The sequence below is a fragment of the Nonomuraea basaltis genome (genome assembly GCF_005893125.1).
Classification (GTDB): Bacteria; Actinomycetota; Actinomycetes; order Streptosporangiales; family Streptosporangiaceae; genus Nonomuraea; species Nonomuraea basaltis.
This window is the reverse complement of record NZ_VCJS01000078.1, coordinates 1-13123: the sequence shown is the minus strand read 5'-3', so window position 1 is coordinate 13123 and position 13123 is coordinate 1. Positions and strand designations below refer to the sequence as shown.

The 13123-nt window shown below is 61.6% G+C and carries 11 protein-coding genes; 2 read left to right on the top strand and 9 right to left on the bottom strand.

The window, feature by feature from the left end; all coding sequences use genetic code 11:
* Positions 1–5 precede the first annotated feature (5 nt).
* The 6 genes from EJK15_RS32075 to EJK15_RS32050 form a co-directional block, all read right to left on the bottom strand.
* Positions 6–3428, bottom strand: coding sequence for a type I restriction endonuclease subunit R (locus EJK15_RS32075; RefSeq protein WP_138714226.1), 3423 nt, complete (start codon positions 3426–3428; stop codon positions 6–8).
* A 29-nt stretch (positions 3429–3457) separates the two neighbouring features.
* Positions 3458–4672 (bottom strand): restriction endonuclease subunit S, encoded by a 1215-nt coding sequence (locus EJK15_RS32070; RefSeq protein WP_138714225.1) that lies wholly within the window; start codon positions 4670–4672, stop codon positions 3458–3460.
* On the bottom strand, positions 4662–7103 hold the full coding sequence (locus EJK15_RS32065; RefSeq protein ID WP_138714224.1) for a type I restriction-modification system subunit M: 2442 nt from the start codon (positions 7101–7103) through the stop codon (positions 4662–4664). The genes EJK15_RS32070 and EJK15_RS32065 overlap by 11 nt, the downstream gene beginning before the upstream one ends.
* Positions 7104–7116: 13 nt before the next feature.
* Positions 7117–7788: an RloB family protein gene (locus EJK15_RS32060; RefSeq protein WP_138714223.1), complete on the bottom strand. Its 672-nt coding sequence runs from the start codon at positions 7786–7788 to the stop codon at positions 7117–7119.
* On the bottom strand, positions 7788–9047 hold the full coding sequence (locus EJK15_RS32055; RefSeq protein ID WP_138714222.1) for an AAA family ATPase: 1260 nt from the start codon (positions 9045–9047) through the stop codon (positions 7788–7790). Before EJK15_RS32055 ends, EJK15_RS32060 begins: the two co-directional genes overlap by 1 nt.
* Before the next feature lie 558 nt (positions 9048–9605).
* Entirely contained in the window at positions 9606–10079 is a 474-nt protein-coding gene (locus tag EJK15_RS32050) for an NUDIX hydrolase (RefSeq protein ID WP_138714221.1), read from the bottom strand.
* Positions 10080–10273: 194 nt separating this feature from the next.
* Between EJK15_RS32050 and EJK15_RS32045 the strand changes: the two genes are divergently transcribed.
* Positions 10274–11209 (top strand): DUF2332 domain-containing protein, encoded by a 936-nt coding sequence (locus tag EJK15_RS32045; protein ID WP_138714220.1) that lies wholly within the window; start codon positions 10274–10276, stop codon positions 11207–11209.
* Between the two features lie 205 nt (positions 11210–11414).
* On the opposite strand, the gene EJK15_RS32040 is transcribed toward EJK15_RS32045, so the two are convergent.
* Positions 11415–11642 (bottom strand): GntR family transcriptional regulator, encoded by a 228-nt coding sequence (locus EJK15_RS32040; protein WP_138714219.1) that lies wholly within the window; start codon positions 11640–11642, stop codon positions 11415–11417.
* Positions 11643–11934: 292 nt separating this feature from the next.
* On the opposite strand from EJK15_RS32040, the gene EJK15_RS32035 reads away from it, so the two are divergent.
* Positions 11935–12222: a hypothetical protein gene (locus tag EJK15_RS32035; RefSeq protein ID WP_138714218.1), complete on the top strand. Its 288-nt coding sequence runs from the start codon at positions 11935–11937 to the stop codon at positions 12220–12222.
* Between the two features lie 34 nt (positions 12223–12256).
* Here the strand turns inward: EJK15_RS32035 and EJK15_RS32030 are convergent, their stop codons facing one another.
* Complete coding sequence (locus EJK15_RS32030; protein WP_206061212.1) at positions 12257–12487, bottom strand: P-loop nucleotide/nucleoside kinase family protein; 231 nt, start codon at positions 12485–12487, stop codon at positions 12257–12259.
* A gap of 131 nt (positions 12488–12618) precedes the next feature.
* A complete protein-coding gene (locus EJK15_RS32025; RefSeq protein ID WP_138714217.1) occupies positions 12619–12924 on the bottom strand; it encodes a hypothetical protein in 306 nt (101 codons plus the stop codon).
* Positions 12925–13123 lie beyond the last annotated feature (199 nt).

The window sequence follows — 13123 nt, the reverse complement described above, 5'->3', positions numbered from 1 at the left end:
CACCATTATCGGACCCGCCGTTCCCAATCCGAGTACCGGCTCGCGTTAACCCGTACGACCTGCATGAGCCGGACGGCGACAGGACCGGCATCCTTCAGATCGCAGACCCCTTCATCGATCAGGGTGTTGAACAGCCATCGGCGGAGCTTGTCCTGGGCGTACGGACGGTGGACGAAGTCGATCCTGCTTGTTTCGGCGGCGATGTGACGAGTGCAGGCGCGGGTAAGTGCCTGGAGCCGCTGCTCGACTAGCGCCTTGCCCTGATCCTTCATTGCCTCGGCCATGATTTCGTACAGCGGGCGTTCCAGCCGTGGGTCCAGCCCCGAGTCGTCGGTCTGGGGACCGCGGTTCACGTCTCGGATGAGTGCGCGCAGTTCTAAGGCGAGCTGGTCGACCTGAGTTTCCAACTCGCGTAGAAGCCGCCCCAGCCGTTCACTGAGCCGCTGGTACCGGATCGGGTCCTCCGGGGCGTGCCTCTCGATATGGAACCGGAGCGCGTGCTCCATCTCGGCGGCGGCCGCCTGGCTGTCGGGCAGAGCATCCACGCGATCGAGGAACTCGGGAGCCGTGATCTCCACCGGCGGGATCACCTGGTCGATGCCGAGAACCTTGATGTGCTTGTCGAGCAGTCGACGGATCTTCGCCCCGTACAGCTCCGGATCCAGATCGCCTGTGCGGGTGTCGCGGTAGCGACGCCGGGTCAGCTTCTGGATCAAGGCCAGGTTGCGGGCATCCTCAACGTATTGGAGTGACTTGGGATGCGGCAGCACGCTGTTCAACGGGTCGAGGAACTCACGGAGGAGTTCATCGAATTCGCTCCGCAAGTCCTGGTCGCCCAGGACCTGTACGGCTTGTTCGCGCTGACCTGGACCGTCGAACGACGTAACACCGTGACGGGCGAAGAAGTTCTGGACCGCGCGGTGGGCGTCGGCCAGGCTGGGAAGCGTGCTCCGCAGGTCGATGAACGCGTTGGTTAGGACGCTGTCGACGTCCTCCTCGTCATAGGCGTCCAGCGCCTCGCGCAGGTGCAGGGAAACACCGACGTAGTCGACGAAGTAGCCGACCTCCTTGCCAGGGGCCGGCCGGTTGGGGCGGGCGATAGCTTGGAGTAACTCCTCGGCACGGATGACCCGGTCGCCGTACAGCACCTGCTCGATCGGGGCATCGAATCCGGTCAGCAGCATGCTCTGAACGATGAGGAACCCGATGAACGATGGCCCTTCGTCGTTGTCGTGGGCCGCTGCTACTCCCCCAGGGGGACCTTCCGGACCGCCGTCCGACCCCCAGGGAGTATGGGACACCCCCCCGTCCTCATCCGGCTCATCGTCGTCATCGCCTTCGGAGGACCAAGGCGTTGCAGCGATCGATGGGAGCGGCTCGTCTTTGAAGCGGGCTATGTGGTCCTGCTGCTTGTCTTTGTCTGTCCACTCCGACCAGTCTTCGGGGTCATTGGCGCCCTCCGAGATGACTGGGACGAACTGCATCCGCTGGAGCACCGGACGGTGAAGCCGTACCTTGAGCAGCAGGTCAGTCTCAACCTCTATCTCGGCGTTCGGGTCATGGGCGATGCTCGACGGCACCGACGCCGCCCGTGCGAGCAGATCGTCGCGGGCGTCCATTAGTGCCGCGCGATAGCGCACGACCGCCAGCCTGCTTGCCGCGATGACCTGAGCCTTGAACCGGCCGGGCAGCACATACCGCACGTAATGGCGGAGCATGTCGGCTGCCTTATTCTGGATCTCGTCCTCGGATTCGAGGATGGCCCGGATGCTGGCATGCCGTCGCTGAACCTGCTGCCGACCCTCGGCGGTGGCCTGGGGGAACAGGTCGTCGAAGCCGCGGTCGAGCCGCTCGGCCTGGTCAACGTCACCAACCGCGATCTTTGCCTGGTACAAGATCGGCACGGTGGCGCCGTCCGCGACGGCGTCTCGCAGTCCGTAGTCATCGATGTAGCGCCCGAAGATCTCGGTGGTGCGCTTCTTGCCCTTGGACACGATCGGCGTACCAGTGAAGCCGATCCGGGCACAGTTCGGCATGGAGGCGAGCAGTCGAGCCTGGAGCACCGACGCGTGCGACCGGTGGGCCTCGTCGATGAGGACGAGGATTTCCTCGGACGTGTTAAGAACGGGAAAGTCGATCTCGTCGTCATCCAGGTCGTCGGCGAACCGCTCGCTGCCAGAAACGGTTTCGGCGTTGTCGTCCCGAAGATACTTCTGGATCATGGCAAAGACGAGCGAGGCATCGTCTTGCCGCACCAGCGACTTGACGCCCGAGGCCGTCTTGGCCACCTGGATCGGCTCATCGGCCAGCAGCGCGGTGCCGTGCAATTGGTCCTGCAAGTCAGTGCGGTCGGTAACAATCACGATCTTGAACCGGCGCAGTTGCGGATCCGATCGCATGGCCCGGATCAGGAAGACCATCGTTAGGCTTTTGCCAGAGCCCTGCGTGTGCCAGACGATTCCGCCACGCTCGTCCCGTTCGCCCTGCTTTCGCCGGGTTCGGCCAGTACGTAGCCGGTCCAGTATCTTGGTCACGGCACGGTATTGCTGGTAACGCGGAGCGACCTTGATGCGTCGTTTGCCGCCCGCCCCGGCCGGCATGAAGATCACAAAGTGTCGGAGAATGTCGAGCAGTAGCCTTGGACGTAGTACGACCGCAGCGAGCTTCTCCTGGCCGGTCAGCCAGTGTCCCGATCCCGCGCCTAATTCGCTGAGAACTTGTGTCTCCGGAACAGGATGGATTTTCTTCCACTCGGCGAAGTGGTCGGGGTCGGAGGAGATGGTTCCGAGTCGGGCTCGGTCGCCGTGCGTGGCGATCAGCAGCTGATTGGTGTAGAAAAGCTCGCGGATGCCTTCGGTAAAGGCGCTGTCCTTCTTCCCCGTGTAGGCGAGCAACTGGTCAATCGCCTCGACCATCGCTGTGTCACGATCACCGCGTTTGCACTCAATGACGACAACGGCGATTCCATTGATGAAAAGGGTGACATCCGGAACGGAGAAAAGTCGGCCGCGCCCGGTCGGCCGATCCACCCGGAACTGCCGGACCGCGGTGAACGTATTGTTGGTCCATTCGTCCCAGTCAACGTAATGAACCGTGCGTTCCTTGCGGGTCACCGGGTCGGGGATCCTGGTGCCTTCAACAAGAAGGCGGGTAGCCGTCTGGTTGGCCTCGACCAGGCTGTCTTCGTTCCTCCGGATGAGGTCGTTGACTGCCTGTGTCAAACGCTGCTCATCCAGCCACGGATTGATGCGCTTCAGGGCCTCCCGCAACCTTGTGTCAAGGTGGACCTCAAAGAAGCTTGTGCGCCCCGAGGGCTCCGGGACGCTCGGAATCGCACCTGGGGCGGCGCCGTCGAGGACCTCCCACTCCATGGCTCTAAGCTGCTCAATGAGGGGTTGTTCGACCTCCTCAAACTCCGCGCTCGCCACCTCGTGCCTCCGTCGCCGCTGACCAGGCCTCACACCAACTTGAGCCGCACCTTACCCGACAATAGGTCATCGATCAGCCCCTGCCGGATTTGCTGTAGTTTATCTACTTTGTGACACTCTCGAGTGATAAGTTCCATATGGCTCTCATAGATTCGAGCGATCTTCCGCTGCTCTTCTGGAGGAGGCAGCGGAATCCTGAAGGGTCGCAGGTCTTCTAGATTGATGTTTGCCTGCGCGCTCTGTGGGGCATGGGCTCTGAACTGGCGCTTCGCTCTTCGGAGGCACAACTCGACGTATCGGTTCGAGTGTGGCTTGTGCACGACCACGCCAACGATACTGTCGGGAAAGCACATAGGCCTTCCGAGGATTCCGGTCTCACCGATGTTGGCGGCAATGGTCACAGCAATAGAGCCAGCCGGGAACTCTCGACTCCCCTTAAAGCCAAGTTCATTCAGAGTCTGCGAATAGTTTTCGATAATGCCGCCAGCTGCCGCAGTCACATCTCCGGTCTGAATAAAAGGAAACGTCCCTCCAAAGAATCGGGAATCGTTGCGGGGTCGATAAATAAATTTCCCGCGGTCGACCCGGGCAATAGCGTCCAGGCGATCCCACTGGACTCCGGTGTCCGACTGAACAACTTCTGTAAGCAAGTGTTCTATAATCCCCTGCTCGATCACCTGGCGCTTCTTTATGTCTTCCCTGCACCACGCGATCTGTTTATCGAGTGCATCAAGGATCTCTGTTGCTTGTTGCTGATCGGGCAGTGGCGGTAGTGCAATCCTCATCGTTTTCAAACGTGAGGTCATAAGCTCAACTTGGTTGGTCGATCCCGAATAGCAATGAGTCTCCAGAAAATTCTGACCGGCAGGGCTGGCCAGGACAGCCTGTATCCACTTCCCGCTGGCCATATTTCGTTTTGGCCTTATAATAGTGACATGGGAGTCGACAATGAATTTGTCGTCTATATCAAAAATGCAAGAGCGGCCAATTGTTCCCGTTCCAGTAGAGTTAAGTAGAACATCGCCTGGTAGCGGACGAAGATGTCCCCTAGTCAAACTGGCATCGTGCGGACGAGTTTGTGATGCATCAAAACCCTGTTCTCTAACACAGCGCTGGCCGATCGCATGTACCGGGCTCTCCCCTACATAATTAGGTGCTTTACCGCGCGATACGAGATTACAAACATCGCCCAGCGGAACGTAACGCCAGTCAGGCGGAAGGAGAAGGGCGGAGTTAGTCGGCATAGCCCAACTCCTTAAGGTAAGTGGTGACAGTGACGGCGCTTTGTTCGCGAGACCTCTCGATCTGAACGAGGGGGACGGCGTATTTGTCCGCCCAGACGCGAACGAATGTCTCTAGTTCGCGGCGATGGGTGGCCATGGCAGTGGTCAGGCGTTCGGACAGTTGGTCGCGGAGCACTTTGAGGACGAGGTCGTGCCGGTCAGGTTCCTCAAGGGCGCGGACTTTGGTACCGAGTTCATTGAGGAAGTTCTTCTCGAAGTGCTTGCGCTTGCGTCCGAGGGTAGCGCGGACTGTCTTGAGCAGCTCCAAGTCTTGAGGAGAGATCTCCTCGATGCGCTCGGACTCGTTCTCCTCATCTTCGGTCTCGGTATCAGGGATAGCTGCCTTAATACGGGCAGAAATCTCCATGTATTCGGCCTCGACTTTGTCCCAGTAGGCCATGTAGTCCGGCATGAGCGCTTTTACAAGGCGATGATCATAGCCCTGACGTCGTTCGGCGGGTTTCCTGCTAACTACAGACCCATCGGGCAAGACCTCATCCTCTACGGCGGCCTGGATAGTGGTTACCCAGCCGTCCAAGACCTGAGCAAATCCGCCGGCTGACAGGGCCTTGAAGTCGTACTGCGACTCCTCCCACCAGCTCGCGACTACACCTGCGAGCTGATAGCGGTTCAGCATAGCGGTTGACAGCAGCGTATCGACGAAGCTCAGGATCAAGTCCGCCCGTACAAGCCATAGTGCCTTGGTGGAGGGCAGTTCGACGATCTTCTTCAGATGAGAGCGCCACCAGTCGTCAAAGAGCTCGACAATTTCGCCTTCGCGGAGGATGGCCAGTTCTGCGATGCGTGAAGCCGTTTCCTCCGGGCCTTCGGGAAGGAAGTCGTAGTAGCTGGCATCTCGCTCTCTGAACAACTTAGTGACGTCGATACCGTGGGCGGTGAATCGAGTCGCCTTGGCTTCGACTTCTCTCTTTGGTACGCCGCCGTACAGGTGCGCACGCACGTCCTGGGGCTCGGACGGCGGTGTATTGTCTGCATAGCGGCGGATATTGAGATTGTCGTCATTCTTGTCCAATTCGGCGCGCGCGACAATCTTGGAGAAACCTTCGATTTCAGTGTATTCGTGATAAACGGTTACGATCTTTTCAATATGCTCAGGCGTCAGGTGGTTCTGTGCCCGCCCTGCTGAAAACTCGCGTTCGGCGTTGATAAATAGCACCTTTTTGCGCCGCTCCGGAGGCTTGCTGTTCGGCGCACGCAGCACCAGGACGCATGCCGGAATGCCGGTGCCGTAGAAGATGTTCGGCCCCAGGCCGATTACGGCATCGACCAGATCCTCATCCAACATCTTGGTACGGATGTTGCCTTCATCGCCACCGCGGAAGAGCACGCCATGGGGCATGACGGTGGCGATAATTCCCCTATCGGCAAGCACGGCCAGCATGTGCTGAACGAACATCAGGTCGGCCTTCTTGCTCCCCGGTGGTGTCCAGCCGAAGCGGAATCGGTGTTTGAAGTTCTCCTTCAGCTCGTCCGTGTCGTACCCTTGAGAAAACGGCGGGTTTGTGACCACTCGGTCGAAGCGCATGAGCTGCCCGTCGCGTACATGTTTGGGATCGGCAAGGGTGTCGCCGTTCTGCAGGTTCGCTTCGATGATGTCGTGCAGCAGCATGTTCATCTTCGCCATCGCCCACGACCCGCCGTTCGCCTCCTGACCGGCCAGAACGAGGTCCTTGCCGTCGCCGCCGTGCTCTTCGACGTGCTCCTTAGCCAAGATCAGCATGCCGCCGGAGCCCGCGCAGGGGTCATACACGCTCATCCGGGGCTGCGGGGCGACCAACCGGACCATCATGCGGACCACGGGACGCGGAGTGTAGAACTCGCCGCCCTTCTTGCCTGCGGAGTCGGCGAACTCGCGGATCAGATACTCGTAGGCGGCGCCGAGCAGGTCGGGGAACTCGAAGTCGTCGTTGCGCAGCCGGTAGCGGTTGAAGTGGTTAATGAGGCTACGCAGCTTACGGTCGCCGAGGGTGGTCTGGCCTACCCTCTTGTTGAAGTCGATGTGCCGGAAGACCCCTTCGAGCTCGGGGTTCTCGTGCTCGAGCGCCAGCATGGCGGCGTTGAGTTCTTCGCCGACGTCCTTCTTGACGTCCTTAACTAGATACGACCAGCGGGCGACCTTCGGCACGTAGAAAGAATTTAGGTACGAGTCGCGATGCTCGGCCCGTCCGGCGGCATCCTCCTCGCTCCAGTTGTGCTTGTGCGCTTTGTCGAGGATGGCTTCGTACTCAGCGTCGAACTCGTCCGAGCAGCGCTTCAGGAACAACATCCCGAAGATGTAGTCCTTGAACTCGGCCGCGTCCATCTTGCCGCGCAGGATGTCGGCGGCGGCGAACAGGTGCCGCTCGAGTTGCCGCAGGGTGAGCTTTGCCACGTGGTTGCCTCGTTCAATAGATGATCTTCAAGGAGTCGACCAAATCGGCCATATTGCAGGATGGACTACGCTTGCTCGGCACGCAATCCTCTCCATGATGCGGCGGCCGGCAGATGCAGCCACAGTGAGAGATCAGCTTCTGTGCGTTCATACGGGCCGTTGGATAGAGCTCTTGCAGAGCGTTCCACCGGTCAGAGGTCAGGTGCTTGTTCTTGCTCAGCCCACGAAAGGCCCGCGTCTGGCTGAGGCGGCCAAGCTTCATCTTGATCGTATCGGCGTCGAGACTGCTGGTCACAGGCTGAAAGTGCAGCAACCACCAGAGTTCGAGGCACGGATGGGAGAATGCGATCTGAACGCCGTGTCGCGCTGCCTTTCGGAAGAGACTGTCGACGCGGTCATCGTCGTCGTAGTCGAACACGCACCATGTCCGAGGGTATTCGTGAGGCCTGCGCAGGTCGGCGGCCTTGCCCATTCTCGATTTGCGGAGCGCGATGGCGTCCTCCACGAGTCGCCTGCGGTCGGTGCTGCGTTCCTCGATAATGAGGTGAAATTCCGCTGTCTCTGAGTTCAGGTGACGAATGTAGTCTTCTTCGGTCTCTCCCTCGACGAAGAAGTAAACTGGTGTCTGTGAGCGAAAGGCTCTGTTGCGGCTATAGAGTGGGACGCCGGGGGCTGGACGTGGCATCAGTTTTCGCCCTCGGCTGCTTTCTCCAGGCGGATCCACCAGGCTAGTTCACCTGGGGAGAACTGTGGTTTGGCGCCGTATCTGCCTTCGTGGTAGCCCCGATAGAGGTTCTCGTCTGGTCGAGGTTTTGCGGCGGTGAGCGGATAGAGATCGGTCGCCCCGTCGTCGTTCTTCTCGGTGAGCCAGACCTGGGCGCGATCCAGCGGGCGGCCTCCAGGGAGGTACCCGAAAAGCGCGGTGTCGTGCGAGGTGAAGACGAGCTGGGCATTCTCGGAGTTGGCTTCAGGATCGTTGAATAGCCGGATCACCTCGGCCGAGATCGCTGGATGAAGGCTAGCGTCGAGTTCGTCGACGAGCAGCACGGCGCCCTGACTGAGGCTGAGCAGTATGGGTCCCAGCATTGCGAACCATGTGCGTGTGCCGAGCGACTCGTCGGCGAAGTCGAGTGTGACCCTTTCGGTGCCGGTTCGGTGGACGAAGCGGATCTCCGGGGGATCGGGGTCTCTGGGGATCGCTTCAATGCCCTCGATCCCCATGTCGGCGTGCTGGAGTAGTCCCTCGATCCGAGATTTGAACCGGCCCAGCATCTGCCGTCTGCTGTAATTCTCCCGAGCCTTGCGGCCTCGTTCCGGTGTAACCAGCCAGAAGTTATCGGCGAACCAGCGTTGGAGTGCTCCCAACTGCTGTTGATTGTTCGCCGCGGCGGTAGAGAGGAATAGCGCGTTTTCCCGGGTGAGCTTGGCTAGGGTTGCTTTAGGGCCCTTGAGATTTTCACCAGGAAATTCGAAGGGGACCCGTGCCGATGTGTCCCGGTTGAACAAGACTTGCCGTGTATGCCGCCGGGTTCCCGGATACGCGTACAACCATTCGGATTCGACTCGTCGATCACTTAGGGAGAACCCGTAGGTGTAGTGCACCGGCGGATTTCCTAGCACGACATCAATCTCAAAGAACGAAGGTTCGTTGGCATGGACGGGATCAAACGCGAACGGCTTGCGTGGAACGCCTTCCCCCTTGGCCCACTCCGCATGCGAGTCAAGTACGGCACTACGCATGAACTCCATTGCCCGCAGCAGGTTGGACTTACCAGCGGCGTTTGCGCCGTACACCCCTGCGACGGTGTGCACCTGCACCGCTTTGCCGTCGATCGTCACGCCAGCATCTCTGGCATCTGGAGCGCCATACTGGTCTACCACGAACGACAGCTCTTGCTCGTCGCGAAGCGACATGAAGTTCGCCACGCGGAACCTGAGCAGCATTAGACCTCCTCGGTAGGGAGGTTACCGTCTCTAAGAGCTTGTCATGCATGACTCCTGCACACAATCCCCTAATGGCAAGGCAACTACTATTCTAAGGTGCTCGCGTTGAGTGCTAGGCCGTGTCCGGTGCATCTTGGCGTCGGGCAGTAGGTGGTCTTGGCGGGCTTTGGCTGTGCGCTGTGGCGCTTCGTCGCGAGTCGACCGATTCGGCGTGTTCGTGGATCGAGCTGCCTTGCTCGTGCAGTCGGTGGAGGTGGCGATGGCTGGATCGCCGCACCGTGCTAGATCGGATTCTATGGAAGCTGGCCGCCATCCTGATCATGCGGATCGACGCGTGGGCGGCGTGGGCCGCGACCGACCGAAGAGCCGCAGCGCGGCCAGCGACCGCCCCCAACGCGCGCCGACCGCCGTAGGCGGGCGGCCTTGAAACCGTAGAGTAAAGTCTCATCCAGCCGATCTTTCGCACGATCTTTCGCGCCTCTGAGCTGCGGCTATGCTGCCTGGTGACTGCTGTGGCCGTTCCGGTTGATGCTTGACACCACTGGCTGCGGGGTGAGTTTAGCCGATGTGCGGGCTGTCCCCTTGGAGGTAGTGGCTGATCCTCAGCCGCATGGAGCGGTGCATGCCGTAGTTGTCGAGCTCGTGCCGCGGCACCCGGCGGACTTCCCGAGATTCTGTGCTCGGAGTCGGCTGGCCGCCGATGGGCCGGGCCGTAAGGACGAGAGAGAACTCCTGCCGGACCTCGCCGTTGCTGGTGTGGAGGATGACGTGGCGAGGGTCGCTGTAGGTGCCGACCAGTCCCGTGATCTCGCAAGTGATCCCGGTCTCTTCGAAGGTCTCGCGGATGGCTGCCTGAGGAATGGACTCGCCGAGGTCGATGGCTCCGCCGGGTAGGGCCCAGTTGTCATTGCCGGAGCGGCGGATCAGCAGCAACTCGCCGGCGTCGTTGGTGACCACGACGTTCACGGAGGGGACGAGGCTGCTGGGGGCAGGCGCGTCTGGGTCGTTGTGATAGTCGATCCGCTGGCTCACGGCCCCAGGAGCCTACTCTGCCGAGGGTTCGTCGTTAGGCTCGTCGGTGTCGTTGCGGAAGGCTGACGAAGCTGCCCATACGCGGGTTGCCGAAGCTCGAGCGCGGACGGCCTGGGCGAACAGCTGGCGTGTTTCGTGCGACAGCCTGTGGATGTGAGTAAGTGCGGGCGGAAATTCGCTGCGATCATTGGGACATGACGATCGCTGCGATCTACACGGAGTTCGCCGCGCGCCAGGCGCGCGGCGTGTCGCCCGCGTACGAGCGTCTGGCATCCGGGGTGTCGCGGGACAGCGAGCTCCTGGCGTTGCTCGCCGCGCTTCCGTCGGCCAAGCGCCAACCGAATCTGCTGTTCGGCGTTGTCCGGCTGCTCGGCGGGCCGGTTGAGGACCCGGCAGCGTTTCATGACTACGCGGTGGCGAATTGGCCGGTGATCGAGGCGGAGATACGCATCCGGGCCACGCAGACGAACGAGGCCGGACGGTGTGCCGTCCTGCTGCCGGTGCTCGCCGCGCTTCCGCAGCCGGTCGCGCTGTTGGAGGTCGGCGCGTCCGCCGGACTGTGCCTCTACCCCGACCGGTACGCCTACCGTTACGGCGATCACTTGGTCGGCTCCGGTGAACCGGTCCTCGCCTGTACGGCCACCAACATGGCGCCGCCGACCGGCCTACCGCAGGTGGTGTGGCGGGCTGGGTTGGACCTGAACCCGCTTGATGTGACCGACCCCGCGGATGTCGCCTGGCTCGACGCCCTCATCTGGCCGGAACACACGCATCGCCGCGCCCGGCTGCGGGCGGCTGCGGCCGTCGTCGCGGCCGACCCGCCGCTGCTTGTACGAGGCGATCTGGTAGACGACCTGCCGGCATTGGCTGCGCAGGCCCCGCCCGACGCGACGCTGGTGGTGTTCCACAGCTCGGTCATGTACCACGTGCCAGCGCCGCGGCGGGTAACGTTCGCCGAGGTGGTACGCAGGCTACCCGGACATTGGATCGCGAACGAGGCCCCCGACGTGCTGCCCTACAACACGCTGCCGACGCCGCCGGGCGAGGAGCTGTACAACGTGCTCGCGCTGGACGGGACCCCGCTCGCCTGGACCCGACCACACGGGCAGGCAATCTTCTGGTTCGCGTGACAGCCCATGCCAGGTCGGGGGAGCCTCGGACGTTGCAGGAGCATGAGCAGACGGCGCTCGGGTCGTTGTAGTAGTCGATCCGCTTGCTCACGTCCCGGGAGCCTACTCGTTGATGGCTCGTGTTCGGGGTCGTCGGTGTCGTGCCATGGCTTCATGACCACCGGGAAGCGGGGTCTGATCTTGGCGATTGGAGCACTCGACAGGGCTACTGCGGCGCGACTATAGAGCCCTTGCCCGGCTTGGTCGTGATCAGTCCTCGGTCCCTGAGGGCGCCCATCGCCTTGCGGACGGTGACACGCGCAACATCGAACTCCTCCTGAAGCTTCACCTCGGAGATCAGGGCAAGAGGAGGGTAGGTGCCGCTCTCGATGCGTTCGGCGACGACATTCGCTATCTGCTCCCACTTGTAGAGCCTGGGGTCCCACTCAATCACAGGACGACTCTATGTATCTCTGTACCTTCCACCATAGAACAGCCATTGCTAGCAATGGAGCAGACAGCTTAGGACATGCTGATATAGGCTTGCCGTATGGCGTTGGTGAGCGAAGGCCAAGAGTCCCTCCGGGTGGGGCTTTGCATGTGCGCTCCGGCCGGGCCGCCGATGAGAGCGCGCAGTGCGGCTGAAGTTCGCCGCCCGCTCACCAACGCCTGTCCAACGCCCACGGTCTTCGCTGGCATCGGCGGCGGGATATGGGCGCTCACGCGGTACGGAGGATGGTGAACCTGTGGCTGAGTTCGGCGACTTTCACAGCATGCACCCTGCCTCGCCCCGCCCTGATGCGGTGCCGGTGCAGTGGTCGCGGAGCCAGCGGCGTACAGACCGTGTCCGGGTCCGCGCCTACACCTGTGAGTGCTGGCTTCTGGTCTTCGAGCACTGCATGGCTGCCGGGCTGGGGTTTGTACGGCGGTATGACCGCTCCGTGTCCCCGCCGGCCATCGTAGAAAGCCCGTGGATGAGGGTCCGCGACGCCGAGACGCTGTGGCAGCAGATCATGCAGGGCGAAGCGCGGTGACGACACGCCAGGCTGACGACTCGCATACGTCGCGTCACGCTTGTGAGTACCCCGATGTACGAAGCTCGGAGTGGCGGTCGTGAGGATCGCCGCCTGGGGAGATGATCAGGCGTTCGGCCATGGGGCGGGTCAGGGAGTCCTTGTCCAGGAAGGCCCAGCCGGTGATGTCGGTCAGGAATCGGGAGAACTCTGTCTTGCCCGAACCGGCGTAGCCGCCCACGAGGGTGACGGCCTGGGGCTGCCCTGACCGTGGCGGCGTCGCCATGCGTCGACGACGCGGTTGAGCAGCGCGTTCCGTTCGGGGTTCTCGGGGGGCCGGAGACTTTGATCAGGGTCTGCTCGATGACTTTGGCGCGCGTCGCATCGGATGGCACACGTCGCACGCAGAAGCGATTGTCAGTTCGGCTTAGGGGTGCATCTGTGGAGTTCGCCGTACCGTTTGCGGGCGAAGCTGAGTAGTTGCGTCAAGTCGGTCACTGGGTCACGTCCCTTGGCTACCTCGGACAGATCGACGCTGATCCAAGGCCGCTCGTCGCCGCACCGGAACAGCATCGTGGTGTAGTAGGGCCTGGTGCGTGGCAAGCGGGCGGTGTAGGCGATGAGTCCGGTACCGAGATCTGTCGGCAGCGCGGCCAGTTGATGGCTGCCGTAGTTCTTGCGCGCGAGGTCCGTGATGCCGTCGCCGTCCCATACCGACCACACGACGGAGAGCCGGTCATATTCGTTGCGAAGCGCGCATTGCCCGTGGGTCGCGGGTACTCAGCTCTTGCGCTCCTCCAGTGGGATCGTGAGGCCGGTGATCGTACGGACGGCCTGTTGCGGGAGGAAGTCGCACCAGTAGGGCGGGGAGCTGTCTCTTATAAACATCTGACGCTGCCGACGATAGGCAGATATGACGTTT

What these genes read in the sequence shown, in the direction of transcription:
- EJK15_RS32070 (WP_138714225.1), bottom strand. Translation starts at nt 4,672, where the DNA reads ATGCCGACTAACTCCGCCCTTCTCCTTCCGCCTGACTGGCGTTACGTT.
- EJK15_RS32060 (WP_138714223.1), bottom strand. Translation starts at nt 7,788, where the DNA reads ATGCCACGTCCAGCCCCCGGCGTCCCACTCTATAGCCGCAACAGAGCC.
- EJK15_RS32055 (WP_138714222.1), bottom strand. Translation starts at nt 9,047, where the DNA reads ATGCTGCTCAGGTTCCGCGTGGCGAACTTCATGTCGCTTCGCGACGAG.
- EJK15_RS32045 (WP_138714220.1), top strand. Translation starts at nt 10,274, where the DNA reads ATGACGATCGCTGCGATCTACACGGAGTTCGCCGCGCGCCAGGCGCGC.
- EJK15_RS32030 (WP_206061212.1), bottom strand. Translation starts at nt 12,487, where the DNA reads ATGGCGACGCCGCCACGGTCAGGGCAGCCCCAGGCCGTCACCCTCGTG.